Source organism: Cupriavidus sp. 2TAF22 (assembly GCF_052115045.1).
GTDB lineage: Bacteria > Pseudomonadota > Gammaproteobacteria > Burkholderiales > Burkholderiaceae > Cupriavidus.
In genome coordinates this window covers 126,821-153,396 of the sequence record NZ_JBFRFX010000009.1, presented here as the reverse complement: position 1 = coordinate 153,396, position 26,576 = coordinate 126,821, and the positions used below count along the sequence as shown (strand labels likewise).

The following is a 26,576-nucleotide window of genomic DNA, read 5'->3' as shown; positions in this document are numbered from 1 at the left end:
TGGTGCACCAGGCGGGTGCCAGGCCGCCGCCGGGCCGGCTCACGCGGCCAGCGGGACCAGGGCGGCGTCCCGGCCGGCGGCCTTGCCATCGGCCGCGGCGGCGGGGGCATCGGCAGCGGTGCCAGCCGGGTGCGCCTGCTCGGACTGAGCGGGCTGAGCGAATAGCGCGCACTCGGTGCGCAGGTACTCGGCGAACGGCGCGGCCACCTCGGCATGGCGCAGCGCGAACTCCACCGTGGCTTTGAGGTAGCCGAGCTTGCTGCCGCAGTCGAAGCGGCGGCCTTCGTAGCGGTAAGCGAGCGCCTGTTCATGGCCGAGCAGCGCCTGGATCGCGTCCGTCAGCTGCAGCTCGCCGCCGGCGCCCGGCGTGAGCGCGTTCAGGTGCGCGAAGATGCTGGGCATCAGGACGTAGCGCCCGACCACGCCCAGGTTGGACGGCGCCGCCTCGGGCGCGGGCTTTTCCACGATGCCGGACATCTTGAACACGCGCTCGTCCCACGGCTTGCCTTCGATCACGCCGTAGGAGCGGGAATCCTCTGGCCGGATCGCTTCCACGCCGATGACGCTGCTGTGGTAGTGGTCGAAGACCTCGATCATCTGCCTGAGCACGGGTGTGCGCGCGTCCAGCAGGTCATCGGCCAGGATCACCGCGAACGCTTCGTCGCCGATGAGCTTGCTGGCGCACCGCACCGCGTGGCCGAGCCCGAGCGGCTCCGCCTGCCGCACATAGAAACAATCGACGTGGGCGGGCTTGATGCCGCGCACCAGGTCGAGCAGTGACTGTTTGCCGCGCGCCAGCAATTCCGCCTCCACTTCGTACGACTTGTCGAAGTGGTCCTCGATGGCACGCTTGCTGCGCCCGGTGACGAAGATCAGCTCGGTGATCCCGGCCGCGATGGCCTCTTCCACGGCGTACTGGACCAGCGGCTTGTCGACGACCGGCAACATCTCCTTCGGGCTTGCCTTGGTGGCGGGAAGGAAGCGCGTGCCGAGTCCGGCTACCGGAAATACGGCTTTCCTGATCTTGAGCATGGAGCGACTCCCGTAGTGTGGTTCTTCCGTTGACTTGCTGCGAGATGGGGGGCAAAACGAACTGCAAAACGGACCGCGGAACCGGCAGCGAAGCGCACTGCAAGACGGCTGCGGCCGGTCCAGGTGCAGCCAGCGTATCGCCGCGCCGATCCGGGCATCTGCCAACAGTTCGCCATATTCAGCCAGCGCGGCGGTGCGCGCGCCACAGGCCGGCGCGGCCCGACTAGAGTCGGACATGGGGCGGCACAAGCGTGCCGGCGTGCCTGTGCGCAATGGAAGGAATGATGAACTGGTACCGCATCACAGACCTCGGCGATGCCGCGGTGACGCTGCCGCTGGCGCTGGCCGTGGCCTTGTGGCTGCTGCAGGCAGACGGCTGGCGGGTCGCCTTGCGCTGGGCCGCCAGCCTCGCCGCGGGCGCGGCGCTGGTGCTGGCGAGCAAGCTGCTGAACGCCGGCTGCGGCATGTCGCTGGAGAGTTTCGACATGCGCGTGATCAGCGGCCACGCGATGTTGTCGGCGGCGGTGTGGTCGGTGTTCCTCGCCTTGCTCCTGCGCAGCATCAGGCCGGCATGGCGCGACGGCGGCTTCATGCTGGGGCTGTTGCTCGCGGCGCTGATCTGCCTGAGCCGCGTGATGCTCGCCGCGCATACCCCGACCGAAGTGATCGCGGGATGGCTGCTGGGCGGCACGATCGGAGGCTGGGTGCTGCGCGCATGCGCCGCCGCGCCCCGGCGGCTCGGCAATGGCGTGATCGCCGGGGTTGCACTACTCGGCTTGTGCACGGTTGCCTATGGACGCCATGCCCCTTTCGAGCAGATCATCTGGCACTACTCACCGTACTACGCACCGGTGATTTGTCGTTAGGGAGGCTAGTGTGCCGCTTCTTCCCCGCCTGCTTGCCGGGCCCCAGCCGTGCCGCCGCCAGCGCGCCATGGCCAGACATGTCCCGTTCCCGTTTGCCGCCTGCCTGCTCCTGTTCGCCTTCACGGCGTGCGGAGGCGACCGCAGCGCCGACAAGGCCAAGCCCCAGGCCAACGGCAGCGCGCCGCCCGCCGCCGCGGCGGGCGTGACCGACAGCGGCATCCTCAATTGCGCCGCGCCCGCCGCCAGCACCGATGCCGCGCCGGACGGCGATACCCTCGAGGCCGATACGCCGGGCAGCGACGGCACGCGGTTGTTCCCCGCAGGCAGTACCTTCCAGCTCAGCGTCACGACGCGGTCCGCCGCCGCCGATGTCGTGAACTGGACCATCGCCGACACCTGGGGCCGCTCCCGCGCCAGCGGCCAGTTCCCCGTGATCGCCGGCCCGCGCGTATCGACGCTGGACTGCAAGTCGACCATTGCCGGCTACTTCGCCGTATCGGTGAGCCTGGCGTCGGCCGGCGGCGGCGTGCGTTCGCGCGGCACCCGTCCCAACGGCATCGCCACGTTCGGCGTGCTGCCCGATATCTCCGCGGTGCTGCCGGCGGCAAGCTACGCGCGCCAGGACCTGCACCGCTTCGGCGGACAGGGCACGTCCTACCTCGCGCCGGGGCAGACGTGCTGCGACGGCGACGGCTATCGCCCGCTCTATCCCGCGCTGGGTTTGTCCTGGGCCAACGACAACCGCAACTGGTACAAGATGGAGCCCAACGGTCCCAATACCTTCAACCCGGCCACCGACCAGCTCGCGTCCTATTTCAAGCCGGGCGACCTGATGCGGCTGATCCAGCTCGACGGCATTCCCGACTGGGCCAGCCCCGTCGCCGATACCACCCACCACGCCTATGCGCCGAAATCCCTGCCGGCCTACCAGGACTACATGACGCGCGTGGGACAGGAATCGAACACGGTGCGCACGCGCTATTTCCCGGCGCAGTCGGCCAACTACTACCAGGTGACCTGGGAGCCGGACTATGACGGCGGCCTGCCGTGGAAAGACACCGACGCAAACTTCGTGGCGATGTACCGCGCCACCTGGCAGGGCATCCATGCGGGCGATCCCAGCGCCGTGGTGATGGGCACCACCAACGCCTTCCTGCGGCAGAACTCCGTCTGGATCGAGCGCCTGGTGCCGCTCGGCATCGCACAGTACCTCGATGGCGTGACCGCGCATGGCTACTACGATGCGGGCACTTCGCCGTCGCATCCGCCAGAGCGGCTGGTGGGTGCCGCCAGCGCCGACGACGCCGCGAATGCCTTGCCGGCCTCCATGCGCGAACTGCGTCACGTGATGGCCACGCGCCTCAAGCGCGGCGCCAAGCTGTTCGTCACCGAGACCGGCATCAGCTATGACATCGGCTCGACCTACGGCCCCGACTACCCGACGCAGAACATCCTCTTCGCGCACGGTGCGGTGACGGCGCGCACGCACCTGATCATGCTGGGCGAAGGCGCGGACGTGAGCTTCGTGTTCTACGCCGCCGACGCACCGATCGAGCCTGGCTACGGCATCTTCTTCGACCTGGCCAGCGCGAGCGGCAGCTTCGGCACGTCGAGCATCAGCCCCAAGCCCGCGGCGCTGGCGGTGGCGGTGATGACCCGGCTGATCGACGGCACCAATACGCTGGGTCCGCTCAAGGCCTTGCCTGCCGGCGTCTACGGCTATGCATTCCAGCGCCTGGGCAGCAATAGCGTAGTGACCGCGCTGTGGACGCACAACAATGCGAACTGGAGCGCCTCCACCGGCTTCAGCGCGACCTATAGCGTGCCTTACACGCTGCAGGTGGATGCGCCCGGCACCAGCGGCAGCGTGGCGGTGCTGGACATGATGGGCAACGTATCGACGGTGCCCTACGCCAATGGCGTGCTCACGCTCACGCTGACGGAGGCGCCGATCTACGTCATCTCGGCGAACGCCACGGTGGCGCAGGCCGGCGTGACCACGCCGGAGGGATATATCGCGCAATAGGGCGGGCGAGCCCGGCGCGGCGCCATCGGCAAGCGCCCGGCGTGGTTGCGTCGCCGCGGCAAGTCTGCCACCTGCGCCGCACGGCGGCTGCGATGGCACCGCCAGGGTGAGCGGCGCGGAGGGAAGAGAGGAACCGAGGAACGGATGGAAGCGGGCTGCGCGCCGAACGGCTGCGCATGCCTGTGCGGCGCGCAATGCGCAGCCATGCGAGATGCCGGCTGGCTATTTGTTGGCTATTTACTGGCTATTTGTCCCGGGCTTCGAACAGCGCGGTGACGTTCTTGGTCAGCACCAGCAGCGTGGCGGCTTCGGCCAGCGCCTGTTCCTTGCGGCGCAGCTCGCGCTCCAGCTCGCGGATCCTGCGCTGGTCCTGCTCGTGCAGGCGCCGCACGGCGCCCATGCCGCGGCTGTCCGACAGCGCCGCGGCGGCGCTGCGGCGCCAGTATTCCAGCTCGAGCGGGTCGACCGAGTTTTCGCGGCACCAGGCGGACTTCTGCAGCTCGCCCATGGCGCCGGTGGCCAGCACGGCTTCGAGCCGGGCTTCGCCGGCCGCAGCCGGGTCGGCCGACGGCATGGCCATGGCATCGGCGCGCCACCGCCCGAGTGCTGCCAACGAGATATGCATCTCGGTCGCGACCTGCTCGACGCTGGCATTCTCGGGAGGCAGCATCCGCGCTACCGCGAGATCCTTGATGGCCTGAGCATACCTAGCCACTGTGGTTCACCCTGTTTCTCCGTGCGACGGTATCCGGTGCGCTAGGCGGCGTGCTGTTCGCCGGGTTGCAGCGCCGGCTGGCCGCGCCGGTTGGCCGGGAAAAGTGCGTCCCGGATGCGCAAGAACGGAAATTCGATGGCCCGCGTGGCGGCATAGCCGACCAGGATGGCGACTGCGAACTGCACCACCAGCGCCAGGCCCCATAGCGGGATCGCCGGTACGCCGAACGCCGTTGCCTTGCGGATAAAGATCTCGCCGGGCGCCAGCGCCACCGAGTGCCACAGGTAGATCCCGTAGGAGTACACGCCGATCCACGCCACCGCGCGGTACAGCCGTGCGCTGCGCAGCGTGCCGGAATACTCGAGCACGAGCACGATCAGCGCGGCAAAGCCGATCGACTGGATGGTGTAGCCGATGGTTTCCTCCAGCACCAGGTTCCGCTGCAGCACCACCAGCCATACCACCGTGGCCGCGACGACCGATACCAGCACCAGCTTCCGGCTCGCTATGCGGCGGTACAGCTCGGGCTTCATCCAGTAGATCGTGGCCAGCATCACGCCGTACAGCAGGCTGTCGATGCGGTATTGCGTGTAGGCCGAAGCGCCCTCGAGGTCGCCGCTGGCCACCGCGAAGCAGCGTGCCGCCAGCACCACCACGCACAGCGCCGCCGTCACCCACAGGATGGTGCCGGCGCGCAGGCTCCAGCGCGCCACCAGCAGCAGCACCGCGGGCAGGAACAGGTAGAAGTGCTCCTCGACGGCAAGGCTCCAGGTCTGCGCGATGGAGCTGCCGAAATAGTTCTGCAAGTGCGTCAGGTTCTGGTACAGGAAGGAGCTGGTCGGGTGCCTGCCCGCGAGCACGTGGAACAGGATCAGTGCGTAGTACGCCGGCCAGATCTTGAAGATGCGGCGGATGATGAAGCGCCGCGCATCCACCTGCCCGCGCTGCGCATACTGGCGCAGCAGCAGCCCGCCGACGAGGAAGCCGCTCAGCGTAAAGAAGAGGTTGACGCCCTCGCGGCCGAAGTTCTTGAGCGGGTACTCGAGCAGCGCGATCCACTGGCTGCCGGTCGCGACCGTGTGGAAGTGCATCCCCATCACGGCAATGATGGCCAGCCCGCGAACGAAATCCAGCTCTATCGAGCGGTTTCCTATGTGCTTGCCGTGGGTGGCCGGGTTTTCCATATTGTTCTCCTCCAAGGGCGCTTCCGAAATGGTCCCGGCGGTGGTCCCGGCGCTGGTTCCGGCGGCCCCCGGCGCGGCCAGGGTGCGGGCGGCGCCTGGCTGGCCGCTGGCCACCTGGCCCGGCGTGCTGTACGCGCCAGGCTTACCGCTCGCCGTGCGTGCCAGGTTCACCTGGCGTACTGAAGCGCTTGCGGATAAACCGGCACGGATTGCCGCCGTAGATGCCTTCGGGCTCCAGCGAGCAATGCACCACCGACAGCGGCGTGACCACCGCCGAGCGCCCGATCGTGATGCCCTTCTGGACCACGCACCTGGCGGTGATCCACACGCCATCCTCGATCACGATCGGTGCGACCTGCAGGTCCATGCTGCCGTCCACTTCGTGCGAGCCGGCCGTGAGGAAGCTGCCTTGCGAGATGCACACGTTCGAGCCGATGCGGATCGGCGCCTGGTTGTAGATCCAGACGTCCACGCCGAACCAGCAACTGTCGCCGACCTCCAGGTTCCACGGCGACTTGACGCGAATCGGATGGACCAGCCGGCAGTGCCTTCCGATGCGCGCGCCGAACAGCCGCAGCAGGCCGGCGCGCAGGCCGGAAAATGGCATCAGCTTGTTGTTGATGATGAGCGCCTCGATCACGAACCAGATCGCCTCGACCAGCTGGCTGCGGCGGCGGACATAGTTGCCTTTGCCGGCGAGGTCGAGATCGATGACTCGGCCACCGGCGCGGCCTGCGTATGCCTGGCGGCTACCGTCGCGCACATCCGCTGCGCCGGCTTCGCGGCGCTTGGCCGCCCGATCCAGGTAATCTGCGTAAGCTTCGGTTTTCATGTCCGGCCCTTCGTGCTTCGCGTTCCGCTGGCGATTTCATTCATTTCGTTCCTGTCGGGAAAATTATCGAACGTGAAAACGCGGGCGCACCGCTATTTGGCCGGATTGGCCTCTGGCAAGGGGCGTTTTGGCGGCATCGCACTACGGCGCGCGGGTCGCGGGCCTCAGATGGCCGCGCGGCGCAGCGTCTGCTTGAATTCGCTCAGGGTGTTATGCGCCAGCAGGTGGGCGCGCGGTGGCCCTTGCGCAGGTACCGCCGGCTGCATTGCGCGCGCAGGCGAGGCGAGCTGGTCGAGAGCGCGCCCGATGGCCGCGACGGAGAGATCCTCCAGCACCGGCCCGAGTTCGCGGCCGTGGCAGAACCAGCCGATCAGCCCGTCGGCCGTGGCGATGACAGGCTTGCCGGCGCGGTAAGCCTGCACCAGCACTCCGCTCATGCCGTAGTGCCCCTTGTAGCCGAGCCATACCGCGTCGCAGGCGCAAAACAGGGCGGCTTCTTCCTCGTCGGTAATGAAGCGGTCCAGGATGAGCGGCGGAGGCAGCAATGCAGGCGCGGCCTCGCTCAGGAATGCGCGCATCTGCGCATCCTGCTGTCCCGCCACCACCAGGGCCGGCGCATGCGGGCGGCCCGCCAGCGCCGCCACCAGTTCGCAGATGCCCTTGCGCTCGGTGATGGCACCGTAGACCAGCAGGTGCGCGCCTTCGCCCAGCCCGAAGCGCGCCCTGGCCGCGGCGGGATCGGCCGGGAGGGCATCCGGACACGGGTCGGCAAGATAGGCGACGCAGGCAATCGAGGCGACATCCTGCGTGCGCCCGCCGGCGCGCGCGCACCATTGCGGCAGCGTCGGGTCGATCGACAGGAGCGTCTTCATGCCGCCGGTGCCGAGCGCGCGCCGGAACAGCCAGGTCTTGACCGCGTTGACCAGCGGCCGCCTGGGCGCCTTCACGCCCACCTTGCTGTGATGGAAGTTCGCGCGCATCGTGATGCCGACCCAGGGCACGGCGCCGAACGGCGAGCCCAGCAGCGGCAATATATAGAGGAAGTAGTCGGCATAGGGCACGACCACCAGCGAGGCGGCGCGCTCGGCGCTGGCGATGCGGAACGCGTGGCGGAACATGCGCCAGAAGCGCACATAGGCGATGCGGCCCAGGCCGTCGCCCGCCGCGGCCGGCGCCGGCACGAACAGGAGCGTGGTGTGCGGCTGGGGGCTGTCGAGCAGCCGCCGTGCGAGAGGGTGATCGCGGTTTGACGGATCGGTCGCTACCATGCAGTGATACCCGGCTTCGCGGTAAGCCTGCATCGCCCATTCGACATAGCGCCAGCGGTGCCCGGTAAAGTCGTGCTCGATGATCAGTGCGGTCGGGTCGGGCATGGCGTATCCAGGCCCGGCGCGGGCCGCCGTGCTGCAGGTTGCGAAAGACTCGTCCTTTTCACATTAGCACCGTGCCTGCCGCGCCAGCCGCCAATATGTGGCCACGCCTGGCGGAAAAGGACTGGGCCGGCGCGGCCGGGACGCAAGCTCGCGCCGGCGCGCTTGTCCACATGGTCATCGCCTTGGTGACGGATTAACGCTATGCCATGGCGATTCCCGCCTGCACGGCTACGGTAGATTGGGTCGCATGGCTCGCAATAGCCACCGGCGCGGCGCGTGACCATCTTTGTGCGCGTCGTCGCCGCCACCGCTGTCGCCACGGGACAACAGAGCAATATGGCCAGATCCCTGAAAGGTGTCGCATTCCTGCCACCGGGTAGCCTGGATGCGAGTTCGGCTGCGTGGGTGCTGGCGCAGCAGGTGCTGGTGCGCGGGCTGGTCGCCGTGAAGTTCCTCATGGTGGGGCGCATCCTCGGGCCGTCGGCCGTCGGCATCGCCGCGGTGGCGCTGCTGGCCGTGGCCATTGCCGAGGCCCTCAGCGACACGGGCCTGCCACAGGCCGTGGTGCAGGGCCAGCAGCCGCCCACGACCGACCAGCTCGGCGCGCTGTGGACCGTGCTGACCTGCCGCGGTGCGCTGGTGGCGTTGCTGCTGGCGGCGCTGGCGCCGGTGCTGCAGACGCAGTTCCACCTGGAGGGCGGCCTGCTGCCGCTGCTGATGGCCGCCGCGCTGCCGCTGCTGCGCGGGCTGGCCTCGCCGGCCTATTTCGTGGTCACGCGCGAGCGCGGCTTCCAGCAGATCGCCGGGGTCGAGGTGGCCGCCGCCGCCACCGACTGCGTGGTCGGCCTGGCCTGCGCGCTGGCCGGCGCCGGTGCCAGCGCCATCCTGATCGGCCTGCTGGCCGGCGAATCGCTCAAGAGCGCGCTGACCTGGCTGACCATGAAGCCCCGCCCGCCGCTGCGCCCGCGCTGGTCGGGCATCGGCCACTACATGGGATTCAGCCGCTGGATCTGGGCGGGCAGTGTGGTCAACCTGCTGCTCAACCAGTTCGACAAGGTCATCGTGGGCAAGCTGCTCGGGCCGGCCCAGCTCGGCGTGTACCAGATGTCGTCCAAGTTCGCGCAGATGCTGCTGGCCGACGCCGGGATCGCCATGTCGCAGTACCTGTTCCCCACCTTCGCCGCGCGCTTCCGCAAGCAGGACGGCTCCGACGCCACGCTGCTGCGGCGCTTCGTGCTGATCGGCGGCCTGGGGCTGGCCTGCGTGGTGGTGGTGCTGCGGCTGGTGGCGGAGCCGCTCTTCATGCTGATCCTGGGGCCGGCGTGGCTCGGCGCCGTGCCGCTGTTCCGCATCTTCACCATCTATATGGCGATCGGCGCGCTGATCGCCGTGCTGGTGGCGTACCTGCGGGCGGTGGGCCTGCCCAAGGCGGCCACGCAGGCCTCGGTGATCCAGATCGGCGTGCTGCTCGCCACGGTGCCCTTCGCCACGCACTACCGGGGCGCGATCGGCATTGCCTGGGCCATGACGCTGGGCCTGTCGTGCGCGGCCGGCTGGATGCTCTACCAGATACGCCGGCTACGGACAACGAGGAGGGCATGATGCGGATTCTCCATCTGGTGTTGACGCCGCGCCTGTCGGGCGCGGAGATGCTGGCCAAGGATCTGGCCATCCACCAGCAAGCCTATGGCGATACCGTGTGCGTGTCGGCGCTGATGCCGCAGCAGGACGATTTCCTGCCGCTGCGCGCCCAGCTCGACGCCGCCGGCGTGCGCTGCATGTTTCCCGACCAGCCGCGCCGCCTGCCCGGGCGCCTGTGGCACCTGCGCGGCGCGCTGCGCGCATACCAGCCCGACATCATCTTTGCCCACGCCACCATTCCGGCTTTCTATGCGCGCGCGCTGCCGTCGCGGGTGCCGGTGGTCTACGTGATGCACTCGGCCGCCAACGATTTCGAGAGCAAGCTGTTCCGCTGCGTCGAACGCCTGCTCTCCACGCGCGCCCGCGCGGTGATCGGCGTCTCGCAAGGGAACCTGCGCGACTACATCGGCGCGGTGGGCGAGCATCCGCTGATGGCGGTGATTCCCAACGGCGTGGACACCAGCCGTTTCTTCATCCACCCCGCGGCTACGCGCGAGGCGCCCGGCGACGCGCGCGCGCCGCTGGTGGTGCAGGTTGGGCGCTACGCGGCGATCAAGAACCAGCTGCAGACCGTGCTTGCGTTCCGCGAAGCGCTGCAGAGCGTGCCCGGCGCGCGGCTGGAAATGTATGGCGTGATCGAGGACCCGGCTTACTACGCCGAGGTCTGCGCGCTGGTGTCCAGCCTGGGGCTGGTCGACAGGGTCTGGGTCAACGGGCCGCAGAACAACGTGCCGGAGCTGCTGGCGGCGGCGAGCGTGTTCGCCATGCCGTCGGCCTCGGAGGCGCACAGCATCGCATTCCTGGAGGCGCTGGCCACGGGCGTGCCGGTGGTCGCCAGCGCCATTCCCGCCTTTGCCTTCGCACGGGACTACCCCGGCGTGCAGTTGCTCGATACCGGCGATGCCGCCGCGTATGGAGCGGCGCTGACGCGCGCGCTGGCGCAGCCGCGCGTGGCGCGCCCGCTCGACGGGCTGACGCTCAACGATACCGCCGGCCAGTACCGCCTCCTGGCGCGCAGGCTGCTGAGTTCGGCGTGACGCAGAGGTGGCAGAGGCGGGGCGCAGGTGTGATGGAGGCGTGGCGGAAGTGTGAGCGTGATGGCGCCTTGATACCAGGCAAGAGGGCGAGGGGAAAAAAGGAGGAGACATGGAACGCAAGCGCGTACTTGTATTGAGCCCGCATGCTGATGACGCCGAACTGGGCGTCGGCGGGTACCTGGCGCGGGTCGTCGACGCCGGCGGCGAAGTCCTGGTGGCCCTGGCGACGGCCGGCACCAGCCGTTCGCTGAACCTCGGGCGCGAAGTGAGCGAGCGCGAGCGGCTCGGGGAGTTCCTGGAGTCGATGAAGGTGCTGGGCGTGCAGGCAACCGAGATCCTGACCACCGGCTTCGATGGCGCGCTCGACGCCGTGCCGCGCGCGCAGATGATCCACCGCCTCGACATGTTGCAGAACCGCTTCGAACCCGACGAGGTGTTGATCCCGCTGGCCTCCTCGCACCAGGACCATCGCTACTGCTGGGAAGTCGGCCTCGCGGCTACGCGCCCGAGCCGCGCCAAGCATGCGCCTGGCCTAGTGGCCGCCTATGAGTATCCGGCGACTTGCTGGGGTGGCGGCGGCATCGTGAGCGTGGCTGGCGGCACCCTCTATATCGATGTGAGCACGACATGGCAGCGCAAGATCGATGCGCTGCGCCAGCACGTCTCGCAGATCCACGAAGGGGCCGGCCATCTGGTCGGGGTGGAAGGCGTCACCGCGCTGGCGCAGTGGCGCGGCGCCGAGTCCGGCTTCCCACTGGCCGAGGTATTGCACGTCCTGCGCATGCGCTGGGGCGCCTGACCGGCCCCGGCGGGCTGCCCGCAGGGCAGGTCGTTCCGGCCGCGCCGGAGGGCCTGCCCGTGCCTCGTCCGTCGTTCTCCTGAGTTCCATTCTCACGCTGCCGCCGCGCGAACCCGTGCGCGCCGCCGCTTGCGCGCGCCGGCGCTCGCACGCGGCGCATGCGCCATTTTCACCGCCGCGCCGGATGAAAGGCGCCGTAACAATAGAAGAATCTCGCGAACTGCGCATGTGGCTCAATCGGGATCGGATGCGACATATTAATTATTTTTTCTTAATTTTATTATTTGTAAAAAACTACAAAATGGCATTTCCGTCCGTGCGAAATTAATTGTAAGCAAAAGTTAATGTTATGACTATTGCCGTCCATGCACTTTAATAGGACCTTATGTTCGCTGGCACGCATTGTTTTTTCTGCGAAATTTGCTGCTTAGCAACATGGTGCCTACAGTGCAAGAACCTCATCCGGCGCCGTATTACAGCGGTTATGCGGGCCAGATTCTTGCTGGTGTAGTGGGAGGCGCATCCGATTTTTCAGGGATTTTTCTGATAGACGGATGCCTTCCGCCAACATCTCGCTACTTTCCGACACCGTCATATTCCTAGGGTTTCGGGATGGCTACGATGCAACGCAACACCAATTAAATATTCTCGCGGAAACGGTTCATCAATTCTTTGGGGGGAGAATCATGCCCTATGCGCAACTCGAACCGGCGACGGTTAGTTGGCTCAGTTCCTCGCTTAGCACTTCCATAAACCGTTCCAAGTGCGCCGTGCGTCGCGTTGGCATTCTCCTGTTCGACGGATTCTCCTTATTGGGGGCCGGGCTGGTGGCGGAACTGTTCCAGACCGCCAATGAATGCTCGGCCGCTGCTTCCGGAAAAGAGTCTGCCTACGACGTCCAGCTGCTTTCCGTCGATGGCGGGAGTGTCGCCTGCTCCGCCGCCATGCGGGTGTGGACGGACGGGCTCGATCCGCGTGAGTTCTCCGGCTTCGACGTCCTCTTCATCGCCGGCGGCGCGGGTGCGCGCAACGCCGCCGCCGACGAGCGGCTGCTGCGCTGGTTGCGCGTGGTGTCGCCCAGGACGGCAACCGTCAGGCCGATCGCCGAAGGGCGCGCGGTGCTGGCCGCGGCTGGCATCCTCAAGTCGCAGGGTGGCGAGCACAGCAACGTGATCTATGGCCTGCACAGCGCCGACGAGTCCGGCGAGCAGTACGAACTGGTGCGCAGCGCGCTGACGCTGATCAAGCGCGACCTGGGCCTGGACGTGGCGCGCGCGGTGGGCAGCCGCGTGATGCCGGCGTGGACCGCCCGCCTGATGCCACGGCTTGCCGACACCGGCACCACCAGCGTGGGCGACAAGATCCGCAGCGCCGCACGATGGCTCCACGAGCACTGCGAGCAGCAGATCTCCGTGTCCGACGCGGCCCAGGTGGCGACCATGAGCGAACGCAATTTCCTGCGACGCTTCAAGCTCGAAATGGGCGTGACGCCTTCTGACTACCTCCTGCACGCACGGCTCGACACCGCCTGCAGCTTCCTCGCCGAGACCGAGTTGCCGGTCGACAAGGTGGCAAGGCGCTGCGGCATGGGCAATGGCGACAGGCTGGCAAAGATCTTCCGCAAGCGCATGTCGATCTCGCCCACCGAGTACCGCCAGCGCAGCAAGTCCGGTGCCGCGGAAGCGGAGCAATGAGATGCGGGGAACCTGGCAGCAGCACAGGGCACAGCGCAGGCGCCATCGCTGCGTGTGCGCGCTGCTGCATCGGCTGGCGGCCGCCACGCACGGCGGCGCACAGCCAGGCGCAACGGGAGCACGGCTCCACTTGAAGGAGGACCGGGATATGTCGAATACGCTCGTGGAAGGCGATGCCGCGCACTTGTCGGCGCAAGCGCAGGTGCCGGATACTGCCGCGCGCTTGCGCATCACCCCGGTCGTGCTGGCGGGTGGCGCCGGTACCCGGCTGTGGCCGTTGTCGCGGGAGCACTTTCCCAAGCAGCTGATCGACCTGGTCGGCCCGGATTCGCTGCTGCAGGCCACCGTGCGCCGCATGCAAGGCTTCACGGGCAGGCATCCGGTGGAATCCACCGCCATCATCGTCTGCGGCGACGAGCACCGTTTTGTCACCGCGGAGCAATTGCAGGCCAGCGGCATGGAAGGCCGGCTGGTGGTGGAGCCGGTGCGGCGCAATACCGCGCCCGCGCTGACCCTGGCCGCGGCGCTGGCCTATGCCGGCGGCGAAGACGCGATCCTGGTGGTGATGCCGGCGGATCACGCCATCCCCGATACCGGCGCATTCCATCGCACGCTGGCGCTCGCCGCCGTCCACGCGGAGCAGGGCGCCATCGTCACGCTGGGCGTGCCGCCCACGCGCCCGGATACCGGCTACGGCTATATCAAGCTCGGCGAGCCGTTGCAGGACGGGGTGCGCCGCATGGAGCGCTTCGTCGAAAAGCCCGCGGTGGAACTGGCCACGCAATACGTGGCCAGCGGCAACTACTGGTGGAACAGCGGCATCTTCGTGGTGCGCGCAACGGTCTGGCTGAAAGCCATCGAGGTCCTGCATCCGGCCATCCACGAGATGTGCGTCGCCGCCGCCGCGGAAGGCGAGCAGGACGGCCAGTTCTTCCGGCCCTGCGCCAGGCAGTTCCTGCTGAGCCCGTCGGACTCGATCGACTATGCCGTGATGGAGCGGCTCGACAGCGCCGAGGCGCCCTGCCATGGCGTGGTGGTGCCCCTGGAGGCCGGGTGGTCCGATCTGGGCTCATGGGACGCGGTGTGGGACGCCATGGACAAGGATACGTCCGGCAATGCCGCGCGCGGCCGCGTGGTGTTCGAGGGGGCGCACTCCAGCTATGTGCACTCCGACGGCCGGCTGGTGGCCTGCGTGGGCACCAGCAATATCGTGGTGGTCGAGACCGCCGATGCGGTGCTCGTGGTGGACCGCTCGCACGTGCAGGACGTCAAGGACGTGGTTGCGCGCATGAAGATCCTGCACGCGCCGGAGGCCGATGCCCACCGCAAGGTGCGGCGCCCCTGGGGCTTCTACGACTCGATCGAGCACGGCGACCGCTTCCAGGTCAAGCGCATCGTGGTGCAGCCGGGTGCGCGCTTGTCGCTGCAGTTGCATCACCACCGCGCGGAGCACTGGGTGGTGGTCAGCGGCACCGCGCTGGTGGTGCGCGGAGATGAGAAGTTCCTGCTCAGCGAGAACCAGTCCACCTTCATTCCGCTGGGCGTGCTTCACCGCCTGGAGAACCCCGGGAAGCTGCCGCTGGAAATCATCGAGGTGCAGTCGGGCGGCTATCTCGGCGAAGACGACATCGTGCGTGTCGACGACACCTACGGGCGCTGCGCCTGACGGTCCCGCCCGGACGGCGGGCGCCGCAAGGCCGGTGCGAGCGGCCAGTGCGGGGCGAACAGCGAGGAAGGGAAGAGCGGGAAAAGAGGGAAAAGAGGGAAAAGGGACAAGCGGGCCAGGCGGGAAGAAACACGGAAACACGGGCAACAGATGCAACTGAGACGGCGGCACGGCGCGGGGCGGGGGTAGTTTCGGGCAAGGCAGGAAGGCACCGGGAGAGGGGAACATGCTGAAGATCGAAGGCTTGCTGGCACGCATGCTGGATGTCGCGCTGGTGTTCGCGGGAGCGGCCATCGCCTCGCACATCCGCTTCGACGAGATGGCGCAGCGCACCTTCTACGATGTCTTCCTCGCGCTGTCGGTGGCCTTCACGCTGGCATTGTTTCCCGCCTTCGGCATCTACGATTCCTGGCGCGGCCGCTCCAAGATCGGGCTGGCGGGGCACCTGGCGCTGGCGTGGCTGCTGGTGCAGCTGTGCGGCATCATGGTGCTGTTCTCCCTGCACCACGCCTCCATCGTCTCGCGGCTGTGGTTTGCCTACTGGACCGCTTCCACTGGCGCGCTGCTCATCCTCTCGCGCCTGCTCACGCACAGCGTGCTCGGCCAGGTGCGCAGCGCCGGCATGAACCTGCACAAGGTCGCCGTGGTGGGGTGCGGCGCGCACTGCAGCGCTGTCATCCGGCGCAGCGCAGGGGCGCCGGCCTCGGGTTTTCGCGTGGTCGCGGCGTTCAACGTGGCGCCCTCCGTGGGCAGCCTCAACGTGAAGGTGCCCACCTTCGAGGATCGGGTGGCCTTCCACCGCTACATCCGCTCGCAGGACATCCACGAAGTCTGGCTGGCGCTGCCGCTGTCGGAAGAGCGCACCATCCTGGAGTTCGTGGCGGAGTTCCGCGAGGAGCTGGTCAATGTCCGCTTCATGCCGGACCTGCGCAGCCTGGCCCTGTTCGACAGCGGCACCGTCGAGCTGATCGGCATGCCCGCCATCAACCTGGTGGCGTCGCCGCTGTCCCCCAGCGCGCTGCGGCAGAAGGATGTGTTCGACCGCCTGTTCGCCGCCGCCGCGCTGATCGGCTTGTCGCCGCTGCTGGTGGCCATCGCCATCGCCGTCAAGCTGTCCTCGCACGGGCCGGTGCTGTTCAGGCAGAAGCGCAAGAGCGCCGATGGCCGCATCTTCACCATCTACAAGTTCCGCTCGATGCGCGCGCATGCGGAGGCGGCGGGCGTGGTCACGCAGGCCACCCGCAACGATCCGCGCGTCACGCGCGTGGGGGCCTTCCTGCGCCGTACCAGCCTGGACGAGCTGCCGCAGTTCTTCAACGTGTTGCGCGGGGACATGTCGGTGGTGGGCCCGCGCCCCCATGCCATCGAGCATGACGACCAGTACCAGAAGCTGGTGAGCGGATACATCCACCGCTATCGCGTGAAGCCCGGCATCACCGGCTGGGCCCAGGTCAACGGCTTTCGCGGCGAGACCGACCGCATCGAAAAAATGGAAGGCCGCATTGCCTGCGACCTGTACTACCTGGGCAACTGGTCGTTCGCGCTGGACATGCGCATCATCGCGGCCACCGTGGTCAAGGGGCTGATTCATCGCAACGCATATTGAAGAACGCCTGCGCTGCGCCGCAGGCGGACAAGCAATGGTCACAGGGAGTCAAAGCTATGGCTGCGAAGTTCGACACCCAGTACACAGATGTCTCCGGCGGGTCGGAGCTTCGCCTTTCCGACTACCTCGTCACGCTGCTTGAGAACTGGCGCATGATCACCGCCGTCACGCTGCTGGCGCTGGCGGTGGGCACCTGCTTCGCGTTCCTGCAAAGCCCGGTCTACCGTGCCGACGCGATGATCCAGGTGGAAGACAGCAAGGGCAACCAGAACCAGAACCAGAACAATTCGCTGCAGACGCTGTCCTCGATCTTCGATTCCAAGTCCTCCGCGGCGGCCGAGACCGAGCTGATCCGCTCGCGGCTGGTGGTGGAAGAAGCCGTACGCAAGCTGCACCTGGATATCGCCGCCGGGCCGCGCTACTTTCCCGTGATCGGGCGCTGGCTGGCATCGCTCAACGGGAGCTTGGCGGCGCCGACGACGCTGCTGGGCCTGTCCGACTACGCGTGGGGCCCGGAGTCGATCACGATGTCCTCGTTCGAGACGCCGCAGAAGTCATACGGCAAGCCATTCGTGCTGGTGGTCGAGGGCGATCGCAGCTATAGCCTGCGCGACCCCGATGGCAACCCCGTGCTGCAGGGCCGCGTCGGCGAAGAGACCACCGGCACCACGCCGCTGGGTCCGGTGAGCGTGCGCATCGACCAGCTGGTGGGGCGCAAGGGCTCGCAGTTCGTGCTGGTGCGCTCATCCACCGTCGGCACCGTGGAGCGCATCCAGCGCGCGCTCTCGGTCGGCGAACTGACGCTGCAGTCGGGCATCATCCGTGCGAGCCTCGAAGGCCCGGACAGCAAGCTCACCGCCGATATCATCAACACCATCGCGCGCCAGTTCGTGCAGCAGGACATCGGGCGCCGCTCGGCCGAGGCCGAGCACACCCTGGCCTTCCTCGACCAGCAGCTGCCGGCCCTGCGCAAGCAGCTCGATCAGGCCGAGGAGCGCTACAACGCCTTCCGCAACCGCCAGGGCACCGTCAATCTCGGGGAAGAGAGCCGCCTGCTGCTGCAGCAGATCGTGGACAACAAGGCCAGCCTGGACAAGCTGCAGACGCGGCTGTCCGAGGTGCGCACGCTCTACACCGACCAGAACCCCGCCGTGCAGGCGCTGACCGCGCAGATCGCCACGCTGACCTCGCAGCAGGGCGCGCTGCGCCGCAAGGTGTCGGTGCTGCCAGATACCGAACAGGCCGCTTTGCGCCTGGAGCGCGATGTACGCGTCAACACGGAGCTGTACACCAACCTGCTCAACAATGCCCAGCAGTTGCGCGTGGTCAAGGCGGGGCAAGTCGGCAACGTGCGCGTGGTGGACTTCGCCGAGCCGGCGGACGACCCCGTGCGCCCGCAGCGCGTCGTGCTGATCCTGATCAGCGGCGGCGTCGGCCTGGTGCTGGGCGCGTTGCTGGCCTTCCTGCGCAAGGGGCTGTATGGCGGGGTGGAGCATCCGCAGGAGCTGGAGCGGATGCTGGGCGTGCCGGTTTGCGCGGTGATCCCGCGCAGCCGCACCCAGCTGCGGCTGCAGCGTGAAATCCACTCTGGCCGCAACCGCCAGGGCGTACTGGCGGCGCGCGCGCCCGACGACATCGCCGTGGAGGGCGTGCGCAGCCTGCGCACGGCCTTGCGGGGTGCGCTGGCCACCGCCAGCAACAACGTGGTGATGCTGACCGGGTCGAGCCAGGATGCCGGCAAGTCGTTCATGTCGGTCAACCTGGCCGCGCTGGTGGCATCGGGGCGCAAGCGCGTGCTCCTGATCGACGGCGACATGCGCCGCGGCGAGGTCCACGCGCATTTCGGGCTGGCGCAGGTGCCGGGCCTGTCCGATGCGCTGATGGGCACGGATATCGATTCCGTGGTGGTGCACGACGTGCTGCCCGGCCTGGATGTGCTGCCGCGCGGCACGCTGCCCGCCGATCCCGCCGAGCTCCTGATGAGCGAGCGCCTGGACTCCCTGCTCGACCACTTCAAGCAGCGCTATGACATGGTCGTCATCGACACGCCGCCGGTGCTCGCGGTGACCGATGCGGCGCTGCTGGGCCGGCATGCCGGCACCACGCTGCTGGTGGTGCGGCATGGCCGCCATTCGGCCAACGAAGTGGCCGAGACCGCGCGGCGGCTCAACAACGGCAGCGTCACGCTGCAGGGCGTGCTGCTCACCGACGTGCCCAAGCCGCCCTTGCAGCTGCGCACGGGCTACACCGATTACTACGGTTACCAGGGCAGCGCGAAGTAGCGCGCCCGCCACCGGGCGCGGCCCGGTCCGCGATGCAGATCACCAATACCAACACCAACACCAACGCACGGCGGGAGAATGACGATGACGCACAAGGTTGCTCTGATCACAGGCATTACCGGGCAGGATGGCTCTTATCTTGCGCAGCTGCTGCTGGAAAAGGGGTACGAGGTGCACGGCGTCAAGCGGCGCACCTCCCTGTTCAACACGGACCGCATCGATCATCTCTATCGCGAGCCGCACGATCCCGACCGGCACTTCTTCCTGCATCACGGCGACCTGACCGACGCGAGCAGCATGCTGCGCGTCATCCAGCAGGTGTTGCCCGACGAGATCTACAACCTGGCGGCGCAGAGCCACGTGGCGGTGTCCTTCGAGGAGCCCGAGTACACGGCCAACGCCGACGGGCTCGGCACGCTGCGGCTGCTCGAAGCCATCCGCATCCTCGGGCTGGAGAAGAAGACGCGCTTCTACCAGGCCTCGACCTCGGAGCTGTACGGGCTGGTGCAGGAAGTGCCGCAGAAGGAAACCACGCCGTTCTATCCGCGCAGCCCGTACGCGGTGGCCAAGCTCTACGCCTACTGGATCACGGTCAATTACCGCGAGGCCTATGGCATGTATGCCTGCAACGGCATCCTCTTCAACCACGAGAGCCCGGTGCGCGGCGAGACCTTCGTCACGCGCAAGATCACGCGCGCGATCTCGCGCATCGCGGTGGGGCTGCAGGACGAGTTCTACCTTGGCAACCTCTCCGCGCTGCGCGACTGGGGCCATGCGCGGGACTACGTGGAGATGCAGTGGCTGATGCTGCAGCAGGAGCATCCGGAGGATTTCGTCATCGCCACCGGCGAGCAGTACAGCGTGCGCGATTTCGTCCAGTGCGCCGCGGCGGAGCTGGGGGTGACGGTGCGCTTCGAAGGCACGGGCGTGGACGAGGTTGGCGTGGTGGAGCGGGTGCAAGGCAAGGAAACCCGTCTCGCGCCGGGCAAGGTGATCCTGCGCGTGGACCCGAAGTATTTCCGCCCCACAGAGGTGGAGACGCTGCTGGGAGACCCGTCCAAGGCCCATGAGAAGCTCGGCTGGAAGCCCACGACATCGTTCGCCAAGCTGGTCAAGGAAATGGTGCGGGCCGACTTCCAGATTGCCCGGCGCGACGCGCTGGTGACACTGGCCGGCTTCCAGGCGCTCGAGCATCACGAGTAACGCCACCCCGTCATCCACAAACGACTCCACGAGCGACTCCAACAGCAAGAGCCATGGAAAAAGACTCCGTTATCTATATCGCCGGGCACAACGGCATGGTGGGCTCGGCGCTGCTGCGGCGCCTGCGCGCCGAGGGATACAGCAACCTGGTCACGCGTGACCGCGCCGAACTGGATCTGACCGACCAGGGTGCCGTGCACCGCTTCTTCGCCGACGAGGGCATCGACGTCGTGCTGCTGGCCGCCGCGCGCGTCGGCGGGATCCTTGCCAATGCCCTGCGCCCGGTCAATTTTCTCTATGAGAACCTGGTCATCGAGACCAATGTGATCCACGCCGCGTACCAGGCCGGCGTGGGGAGGCTGGTGTTCTTCGGCTCCTCGTGCATCTATCCGCGCGAATGCCAGCAGCCCATCCGCGAGGAGTACCTGCTGGCCGGTCCGCTGGAGCGCACCAACGAGGCCTACGCGATCGCCAAGATCGCCGGGCTGAAGCTGTGCGAGGCATACAACCGCCAGTACGGCGCGCGCTATTTCAGCCTGATGCCGACCAACCTGTACGGCCCGAACGACAACTACGACCTGTCCACCAGCCACGTGCTGCCCGCGCTGATCAGCAAGGCCTACACGGCGGTGCGGGAGGGCGCATCGACCTTGCAGATCTGGGGCACCGGCACGCCGCGGCGCGAGTTCCTGCACGTGGACGACCTCGCCGCGGCCACGCTGTTCATGCTCGAGCACGACGTGGCCGAAGGCGTGTTCAACGTCGGCACCGGCACGGACCTGCCGATCCGCGAGCTGGCCGAGCGCATCTGCCGTGTCGCCGGGTTCGCGGGCACGCTGTCGTTCGACACCTCCAAGCCGGACGGCACGCCAAGCAAGCGGCTGGACATTTCCAGGCTGGCGCGGCTCGGCTGGCAGCCCGCGATCAGCCTCGACGAGGGTATCGAATCCGTCTACCAGGAGTACGCGAGTCGCAGGGATGGTGCCTTGCCCGGGGGGGCGCCGGCCGAGGCCGACGCACAGGCAAGCGCCGTCATCGAGTGACGAGATACAGGAGCGAATCATGGCAGGTTCAGTCACCATATTCCATAACATCGTCTGGTCACGTCACAAGGGCGCCGTGTTCTCGGCGTTGTACAGCCAGTCGGCGGCCAGCCCGATCCGGTACACCATGGTGCAGATCGCCGAGACCGAGCACTACCGGGTGGGCTTTTCCGATGTGGACTACTCCTTCCACAAATACCCGATGCACCAGCTGTACACCGGCTGCTACGAGGACGTGCCGCGCTGGAAGATGACAGCGCGCCTGACCTGGGAAGTGTTCAAGGCCAAGAGCGAGCTGGTGGTGCTGCCGGGCTATCACCGGCCGGAGTACTGGGCCATGCTGCTGGCTTGCATCGTCACCGGCAAGCGGCGCGCGGTGTTCTGCGATTCCACCGGGCGCGACCGGCCCCGGCGCATGCTGACCTCGATCCCCAAGCGGCTGTTCTTCTCGTTGTGCCACGGCTATTTCGGCTTCGGCGAGCGCAGCCGTGAATACCTGATGTCGCTCGGCGCCAAGCCCGAGCTGATCTTCACGCCATGCCAGGCCGCGGCGATGCCGGCCACGTACCGGCCAGAGCAGGTGGTGCGCGAACGCCTGCGCCACCGGGCCGATGGCAAGCCGGTGTTTCTCTACGTGGGCCGCCTGTCCGAGGAAAAGGGCCTCGATACCTTGCTGAGCGCGTTTGCCGGGCTGCGCAAGCAGATCCCCGCGGCCACGCTGCGCATCGTCGGCACCGGCCCGCTGGCCGGCACCTTGAGCCAGATGGCGGCCAGCCTGGGAATCGAGGATGCGGTGTGCCAGGTCGGCAGCCTGCAGGACGAGGGGCTGTCGCAGGAGTATTACCGGGCGGTCTGCATGGTGCTGCCGAGCCATAGCGAGCCGTGGGGGCTGGTGGTCAACGAGGCACTGAGCCACGGCTGCCCGACGGTCGCCAGCGATATCTGCGGGTGCGTGCCCGAGCTGGTGCTGGAGGGCGAGACCGGCTTTGCGGTGCCGGTGCGCGACGCCGCCGCGCTGCAGACCGGCATGGCGCGGGCGGTGAAGGCGTTCGCGGACACCCAGGTCACGGCGGAGCGTTGCCTTGCCGTGATCCGGCGCTTCGACCCGGCCAATGCGGCATCGAACATCGCCAGGGGCTGCGCCGCGATGCTCAGTGCGCCTGACATGCACCAGCGCACCGGGGTGCAGACCTGAAGCCATTCGCCACACAGACGCCGCGATGCCTGGCTGACGGGCAGGGCATCGCGGCCCGAGTCATTTCGCGGAAGTTCGAGGGGAGGGTCCCGTGAAAATCCTTGTTTGCGGACAGAACTATGCGCCGGAGCTGACCGGGACCGGGAAGTACACGGCCGAGATGGCGGAGGCGCTGGCGGCGGCGGGTCACGATGTCCGCGTGGTCTGCGCACCGCCCTACTATCCCGCCTGGCGCGTTGGCGAGGGCTATGCGGCCTGGCGCTTCAGCCGCGAATGGCGCGGCGGGGTACGCATCTACCGCGCGCCGCTGTGGGTGCCGCGGCGCCCCACCGGCGTCACGCGCCTGTTGCACCTCGCCAGCTTTGCGGTGTGCGCGCTGCCGGCGTTGCTGGCGCAGGTGCCGTGGCGGCCCGATGCCGTCATCGCCATCGCGCCGAGCCTGATGAGCGTGCCCGCCTCGCTGGCGCTGGCGCGCATGACCGGCGCCAGGAGCTGGCTGCATGTGCAGGACTACGAAGTGGACGCTGCCTTCGAACTGGGGCTGCTCAGGCGTGCCTGGCTGCGGCGCGCCGCGCTGTCCGTCGAGCGCTTCCTGATGCGGCGCTTCGACGTGGTGTCCACCATCTCGGAGAGGATGGCCGAGCATGCCACGCGCAAGGGCGTTCCCGCCGCGCGGGTGTTCCGCCTGCCGAACTGGGTGGATACCGGCGCGGTCTTCCCGCTTGACCGGCCCAGCACCTACCGCGAGGAACTCGGCATTGCGCCGGAGCAGATCGTGGTGCTGTACGCCGGCAACATGGGCGAGAAGCAGGGCCTGGAAGTGCTGGTGTGCGCCGTGGCGGCGCTGGCCGGCAATGCGGGCATCACCTTTGTCTTCTGCGGCAACGGCCCTGCCCGCGCCATGCTCGAGACCTACTGCGCGGGCCTGGAGAATTGCTGCTTCCTGCCGCTACAGCCCGCCGACCGTTTCAACGAGCTGCTCAACCTGGCGGATATCCATGTCCTGCCACAGCGCGGCGACGCTGCCGACCTCGTCATGCCGTCCAAGCTCACGGGCATGCTGGCCAGCGGCCGCGCGATCATTGCCATGGCCAATGTCGGCACCGAACTGTTTGCCACCGTGTCCGCGCGCGGGGTGGCGGTGCCGCCGGACGATATCGACGCCCTGGCCGGCGCGATCAAGGCGCTGGCCTCGGATCCCGCGCGCCGCGCCGAGCTCGGCGCGGCGGCGCGTGCCTACGCCGAGGCCACGCTGTCGTCCGATGCCGTGCTGTCCCGTCTCGACGCCAGGCTTCGCGCCTGGGGCGGTGACGGACCGGAGCGGCCGCAGACGGCAGAGGCGCGCGGCGCGGAGGACCTGACGGCGCATGCGCTGCAGCCCGGGAAAACGGAATAGGCCGCGGCGCCGCGCAATGCAATTGGCGCGCGGGCGCGGGTCGCAAGGGACGAGCAGGACGAGCAGGACGAGCAGGACGAGCAGCCGAGGAGGGAAGCGCGAGATGCCAGGCAGACAACAGGCAGCGGTGCAGGCAGGCGGCGCCCCGGAGGCGCCGGCGCGCTCACGCGCCGGCCTCCGGCGGGCAGGGGAGGATTGCCGCCATGCGTAACCGCTTCGCGCCGCTGTGGATCTGGATGATGCTGTTCCCGCTGGCGCTCGATTTCAAGAGCGTCGATGGACAGGGCAGCCGGATCCTGCAGATCCTGCTGGCGGTGCCCGCGCTCGGCGGGGGCATCGCGCTGGCGCTGATCGCACCGCGCTTCACCGGGCGCACCCGGCTGAGCCGGCTGGTGATGGCGGCGCTGATGCTGACGGTGCCGGGCAGTCTGGTCCCCCATCTGCTGCAAGGCAACGAGACAGGCAATTACCTGCGCGTGCTGCTGCCGTTCCTGCTGTTCCTGATCGGCTACCTGGCGGCGCGCCATCCCTGGCCGCAAGACCGGCTGGAACAGGTCGAAACGGCCATGTTTACGGGCATGGCGGTTTCGCTGCTGTTTACCTTCGGCTACGGCATGGCGGTGGGCGGCGGGCTGGAGAACGTCCGCTTCCGCATCGTCGCGCCGGCCTTTCTTGCACTGCAGGGCGTGCTGCTGCATGAGTTCGTGATTGCGCGGCGGGTGAGCAAGAGCAACCTGCTGCTCTTCATCGTCACCGTGGTGGTCGAGTTGCTGAGCGTGACCCGGAGCCTGCTGGTCGGCACGGTGTTGTTGTTCCTGTTCGCGACCTGGCTCAGCGCGCCTTCGATCCGGCACCTGCTGCGCGCCGCCTTGCGGGCGGCGGTCATCACCACGACGCTGGTGGGCGGCACGGCGCTGGTGGGCTCGGCGCTGTTCCCCGCGGTCGCGGCGCACTGGGCCCAGCGCATCGCGGCGGCCAAGGCCACCGAGTCCGGCGTGGACCCCACCACCGCGACCCGGCTTGCCGAGCTCAAGGACCAGTTCGACCAGGTCACGCAGACCAAGACCTCGATGGTGCTCGGCAAGGGCTACGGACACCATTACCGCTATTCGCCGGCCTACCTGCCCGCACTCACCGGGCAGATGACCGAGAAGGAGTTCTACGCCATCAACGAATGGACGGCCGGCCACAATTTCTGGGTCTACCAGTTCTTTGCGGGCGGCTTGCTGTTCGGCATCGCCATGCCGCTCATGGTGCTGTACGCGCTGTTTTGCGGCAGCGTCGCCTACCGGCACTGGCGACGCGTGGCGCCGGACGCGCCTTACCTGGCCGTGCTCGGGCGCGCGCTGCTGGTGCTGGCGGCGCTGCCAGCCACGTCGATCGGCGGCAATCCGCTCGGGCCGCGCTTTTCCGGCCTGCTGTACGGCGTGGCGCTGGGTCTGCTGGTAGCCACGCATGCGCGGCTGCGCCGCGCGCAGGCCCGCAGCCAGCAAGCCCGGGAGGCCGAGGCTGCCGGCGCGGCATCCGTGCCGCCGGTGCGCCCGCCGCTGCCGCGGCCGGTGCCGTTGCCGCTGCCGGCCCCGGCTACGGCCACGGTCGCCGACCCGCAGGTGCCACGCCTGCGCTATCACTCGCGCGGAGCATCCCGATGAAGATCCTCCAGCTGCTCGCGTCGGTCGATCCGGCCTGCGGGGGGCCGGTGGAAAGCGTGCGCCAGGGCAGCGCGCAGATGATCGCGCAGGGGCATCGCGTCGAAGTGCTCTCGCTGGACGCGCCGGACGCGCCATGCGTGGCCGCTTTCGCGCTGCCGCTGCATGCGCTGGGCCCGGCGCGCGGCTTCTACCGCTATGCGCCGCGGCTGGTGCCGTGGCTGCGCGCGCATGCGGGCGAGTTCGACGCGGTGATCGTCAACGGGTTGTGGCAGTACCACGGCTTCGGGGCCTGGCGCGCGCTGCGCAAGCTGCCGGTCCCCTACTACGTCTATCCGCACGGGATGCTCGACCCGTGGTTCAAGCGCACCTACCCGCTCAAGCACCTGAAGAAATGGCTCTACTGGCCGTGGGCGGAGTACCGCGTGTTGCGCGACGCGCGGGCGGTGCTCTTCACCGCGGAGGAAGAGCGGCGTCTGGCGAGCCAGTCGTTCTGGCTATACCGGGCGCGCGCGCTGGTGGTGCGGTTCGGCACGCAGGCGCCGCCGCAGCGGGATGCGGGCGGGGTGGCGCTGCGCGAGTCGTTCCTGGCTGCGTATCCCGAACTGCGGGGCAAGCGCATCGTGCTGTTCCTCGGGCGCATTCACGAGAAGAAGGGTTGCGATCTGCTGATCGAAGCGTTCGCCCGCACCGCGGAAATGGATCCCGCCGCACACCTTGTGATCGCCGGCCCGGACAGCGCCGGCTGGCTGCCGCAGTTGCGCGCGCAGGCGGCGGCGGCCGGCGTCGGGCAGCGCGTGAGCTGGCCCGGCATGCTCAGCGGCCCGATGAAGTGGGGCGCGTTCCATGCCAGCGATGTGTTCGCCTTGCCGTCGCACCAGGAGAACTTCGGTATCGCGGTGGCGGAGGCGCTGGGCTGCGCGGTGCCCGCGCTGATCTCGGACAGGATCAACATCTGGCGCGAGATCGAGCACGACGGCGCGGGGCTGGTCGCGCCGGACACGGCCGACGGCGTCGAGACGCTGCTGCGGCGCTGGTTCGCCATGGACGAGCAGGCGCGCAGCGCCATGCGCGCAAGCGCGAAGGCCAGCTTCGAGCGGCGCTTCACGGTCGAAGGCATGGCGGGCGACCTGCTGCGCGTGCTGCAGGCGCCGGGGACCATGCAGGAGCAGGAGCAGGTGCAACAAGCCGCGCCGGCGCCCGCCGTGCCCGTGCCGGGCTGGCGCGCGGGCGATGGTTGAGGGGGGCGGGCACGAGAAGGCAAGCGCGCTTGGCCGTCGTTGGCGCAATGTTGGCGAACGTGGACGAGCGCACGGTAGGARGATGGTTGCAGCGAG

The 26,576-nt window shown here is 68.1% G+C and carries 19 protein-coding genes and 1 pseudogene; 15 read left to right on the top strand and 5 right to left on the bottom strand.

The genetic code is table 11. The annotated features are described in order from the left end of the window. Positions 1-39 precede the first annotated feature (39 nt). Positions 40-1,032, bottom strand: coding sequence for a UTP--glucose-1-phosphate uridylyltransferase GalU (gene galU, locus AB4Z48_RS13390; protein WP_441614584.1), 993 nt, complete (start codon positions 1,030-1,032; stop codon positions 40-42). 281 nt (positions 1,033-1,313) lie between these two features. Here galU and AB4Z48_RS13385 point away from each other — a divergent pair, with 281 nt between their 5' ends. Together AB4Z48_RS13385 and AB4Z48_RS13380 are read left to right on the top strand one after the other, a co-directional pair. Next, on the top strand, positions 1,314-1,898 hold the full coding sequence (locus tag AB4Z48_RS13385; protein ID WP_441614582.1) for a phosphatase PAP2 family protein: 585 nt from the start codon (positions 1,314-1,316) through the stop codon (positions 1,896-1,898). Between the two features lie 67 nt (positions 1,899-1,965). Beyond that, a complete protein-coding gene (locus AB4Z48_RS13380) occupies positions 1,966-3,924 on the top strand; it encodes a hypothetical protein (protein WP_441614580.1) in 1,959 nt (652 codons plus the stop codon). 280 nt (positions 3,925-4,204) lie between these two features. On the opposite strand, the pseudogene AB4Z48_RS13375 reads toward AB4Z48_RS13380, so the two are convergent. The 4 genes and pseudogenes from AB4Z48_RS13375 to AB4Z48_RS13360 form a co-directional block, all read right to left on the bottom strand. Next, positions 4,205-4,639 (bottom strand): annotated as a pseudogene (locus AB4Z48_RS13375) (IS3-like element ISAzo10 family transposase); the annotation flags it as partial. A 41-nt stretch (positions 4,640-4,680) separates the two neighbouring features. Then, entirely contained in the window at positions 4,681-5,823 is a 1,143-nt protein-coding gene (locus tag AB4Z48_RS13370; protein WP_441614578.1) for an acyltransferase family protein, read from the bottom strand. Positions 5,824-5,965: 142 nt separating this feature from the next. After that, positions 5,966-6,655, bottom strand: coding sequence for a DapH/DapD/GlmU-related protein (locus tag AB4Z48_RS13365; RefSeq protein WP_441614576.1), 690 nt, complete (start codon positions 6,653-6,655; stop codon positions 5,966-5,968). Positions 6,656-6,819: 164 nt separating this feature from the next. Next, on the bottom strand, positions 6,820-8,028 hold the full coding sequence (locus AB4Z48_RS13360) for a glycosyltransferase (protein ID WP_441614574.1): 1,209 nt from the start codon (positions 8,026-8,028) through the stop codon (positions 6,820-6,822). Between the two features lie 336 nt (positions 8,029-8,364). On the opposite strand from AB4Z48_RS13360, the gene AB4Z48_RS13355 reads away from it, so the two are divergent. From AB4Z48_RS13355 to AB4Z48_RS13295, 13 genes are all read left to right on the top strand, one after another. Next, the gene (locus AB4Z48_RS13355) at positions 8,365-9,630 is read left to right on the top strand and encodes an oligosaccharide flippase family protein (protein ID WP_441614751.1); all 1,266 of its coding nucleotides are present in this window, start codon (positions 8,365-8,367) and stop codon (positions 9,628-9,630) included. Continuing rightward, complete coding sequence (locus tag AB4Z48_RS13350) at positions 9,630-10,706, top strand: glycosyltransferase family 4 protein (RefSeq protein ID WP_441614749.1); 1,077 nt, start codon at positions 9,630-9,632, stop codon at positions 10,704-10,706. Before AB4Z48_RS13355 ends, AB4Z48_RS13350 begins: the two co-directional genes overlap by 1 nt. Before the next feature lie 109 nt (positions 10,707-10,815). Beyond that, positions 10,816-11,505 carry a PIG-L deacetylase family protein gene (locus AB4Z48_RS13345; RefSeq protein ID WP_441614572.1) on the top strand — a complete coding sequence of 230 codons (690 nt, stop codon included), beginning with the start codon at positions 10,816-10,818 and terminating at the stop codon, positions 11,503-11,505. Positions 11,506-12,191: 686 nt separating this feature from the next. Next, on the top strand, positions 12,192-13,199 hold the full coding sequence (locus AB4Z48_RS13340; protein ID WP_441614570.1) for a GlxA family transcriptional regulator: 1,008 nt from the start codon (positions 12,192-12,194) through the stop codon (positions 13,197-13,199). Between the two features lie 148 nt (positions 13,200-13,347). Continuing rightward, positions 13,348-14,865 carry a mannose-1-phosphate guanylyltransferase/mannose-6-phosphate isomerase gene (locus tag AB4Z48_RS13335; protein WP_441614568.1) on the top strand — a complete coding sequence of 506 codons (1,518 nt, stop codon included), beginning with the start codon at positions 13,348-13,350 and terminating at the stop codon, positions 14,863-14,865. A gap of 226 nt (positions 14,866-15,091) precedes the next feature. Next, complete coding sequence (locus AB4Z48_RS13330) at positions 15,092-16,471, top strand: undecaprenyl-phosphate glucose phosphotransferase (protein WP_441614566.1); 1,380 nt, start codon at positions 15,092-15,094, stop codon at positions 16,469-16,471. Positions 16,472-16,527: 56 nt separating this feature from the next. Beyond that, positions 16,528-18,753: a polysaccharide biosynthesis tyrosine autokinase gene (locus AB4Z48_RS13325; RefSeq protein ID WP_441614564.1), complete on the top strand. Its 2,226-nt coding sequence runs from the start codon at positions 16,528-16,530 to the stop codon at positions 18,751-18,753. Positions 18,754-18,837: 84 nt separating this feature from the next. Further along, positions 18,838-19,956, top strand: a complete 1,119-nt coding sequence (gmd, locus tag AB4Z48_RS13320) for a GDP-mannose 4,6-dehydratase (RefSeq protein ID WP_441614562.1) — start codon at positions 18,838-18,840, stop codon at positions 19,954-19,956. Positions 19,957-20,009: 53 nt separating this feature from the next. Beyond that, a complete protein-coding gene (locus AB4Z48_RS13315; RefSeq protein ID WP_441614560.1) occupies positions 20,010-20,999 on the top strand; it encodes a GDP-L-fucose synthase family protein in 990 nt (329 codons plus the stop codon). 19 nt (positions 21,000-21,018) lie between these two features. Continuing rightward, positions 21,019-22,194, top strand: a complete 1,176-nt coding sequence (locus AB4Z48_RS13310) for a glycosyltransferase family 4 protein (RefSeq protein WP_441614558.1) — start codon at positions 21,019-21,021, stop codon at positions 22,192-22,194. Positions 22,195-22,285: 91 nt separating this feature from the next. After that, the gene (locus AB4Z48_RS13305) at positions 22,286-23,590 is read left to right on the top strand and encodes a glycosyltransferase WbuB (RefSeq protein ID WP_441614556.1); all 1,305 of its coding nucleotides are present in this window, start codon (positions 22,286-22,288) and stop codon (positions 23,588-23,590) included. A gap of 203 nt (positions 23,591-23,793) precedes the next feature. Continuing rightward, a complete protein-coding gene (locus AB4Z48_RS13300) occupies positions 23,794-25,242 on the top strand; it encodes a hypothetical protein (protein ID WP_441614554.1) in 1,449 nt (482 codons plus the stop codon). Continuing rightward, on the top strand, positions 25,239-26,480 hold the full coding sequence (locus AB4Z48_RS13295) for a glycosyltransferase (RefSeq protein WP_441614552.1): 1,242 nt from the start codon (positions 25,239-25,241) through the stop codon (positions 26,478-26,480). The genes AB4Z48_RS13300 and AB4Z48_RS13295 overlap by 4 nt, the downstream gene beginning before the upstream one ends. Positions 26,481-26,576: the final 96 nt, after the last annotated feature.

What these genes read in the sequence shown, in the direction of transcription:
- galU (WP_441614584.1), bottom strand. Translation starts at nt 1,032, where the DNA reads ATGCTCAAGATCAGGAAAGCCGTATTTCCGGTAGCCGGACTCGGCACG.
- AB4Z48_RS13385 (WP_441614582.1), top strand. Translation starts at nt 1,314, where the DNA reads ATGATGAACTGGTACCGCATCACAGACCTCGGCGATGCCGCGGTGACG.
- AB4Z48_RS13380 (WP_441614580.1), top strand. Translation starts at nt 1,966, where the DNA reads ATGGCCAGACATGTCCCGTTCCCGTTTGCCGCCTGCCTGCTCCTGTTC.
- AB4Z48_RS13370 (WP_441614578.1), bottom strand. Translation starts at nt 5,823, where the DNA reads ATGGAAAACCCGGCCACCCACGGCAAGCACATAGGAAACCGCTCGATA.
- AB4Z48_RS13365 (WP_441614576.1), bottom strand. Translation starts at nt 6,655, where the DNA reads ATGAAAACCGAAGCTTACGCAGATTACCTGGATCGGGCGGCCAAGCGC.
- AB4Z48_RS13360 (WP_441614574.1), bottom strand. Translation starts at nt 8,028, where the DNA reads ATGCCCGACCCGACCGCACTGATCATCGAGCACGACTTTACCGGGCAC.
- AB4Z48_RS13355 (WP_441614751.1), top strand. Translation starts at nt 8,365, where the DNA reads ATGGCCAGATCCCTGAAAGGTGTCGCATTCCTGCCACCGGGTAGCCTG.
- AB4Z48_RS13350 (WP_441614749.1), top strand. Translation starts at nt 9,630, where the DNA reads ATGCGGATTCTCCATCTGGTGTTGACGCCGCGCCTGTCGGGCGCGGAG.
- AB4Z48_RS13345 (WP_441614572.1), top strand. Translation starts at nt 10,816, where the DNA reads ATGGAACGCAAGCGCGTACTTGTATTGAGCCCGCATGCTGATGACGCC.
- AB4Z48_RS13340 (WP_441614570.1), top strand. Translation starts at nt 12,192, where the DNA reads ATGCCCTATGCGCAACTCGAACCGGCGACGGTTAGTTGGCTCAGTTCC.
- AB4Z48_RS13335 (WP_441614568.1), top strand. Translation starts at nt 13,348, where the DNA reads ATGTCGAATACGCTCGTGGAAGGCGATGCCGCGCACTTGTCGGCGCAA.
- AB4Z48_RS13330 (WP_441614566.1), top strand. Translation starts at nt 15,092, where the DNA reads ATGCTGAAGATCGAAGGCTTGCTGGCACGCATGCTGGATGTCGCGCTG.
- AB4Z48_RS13325 (WP_441614564.1), top strand. Translation starts at nt 16,528, where the DNA reads ATGGCTGCGAAGTTCGACACCCAGTACACAGATGTCTCCGGCGGGTCG.
- gmd (WP_441614562.1), top strand. Translation starts at nt 18,838, where the DNA reads ATGACGCACAAGGTTGCTCTGATCACAGGCATTACCGGGCAGGATGGC.
- AB4Z48_RS13315 (WP_441614560.1), top strand. Translation starts at nt 20,010, where the DNA reads ATGGAAAAAGACTCCGTTATCTATATCGCCGGGCACAACGGCATGGTG.
- AB4Z48_RS13310 (WP_441614558.1), top strand. Translation starts at nt 21,019, where the DNA reads ATGGCAGGTTCAGTCACCATATTCCATAACATCGTCTGGTCACGTCAC.
- AB4Z48_RS13300 (WP_441614554.1), top strand. Translation starts at nt 23,794, where the DNA reads ATGCGTAACCGCTTCGCGCCGCTGTGGATCTGGATGATGCTGTTCCCG.
- AB4Z48_RS13295 (WP_441614552.1), top strand. Translation starts at nt 25,239, where the DNA reads ATGAAGATCCTCCAGCTGCTCGCGTCGGTCGATCCGGCCTGCGGGGGG.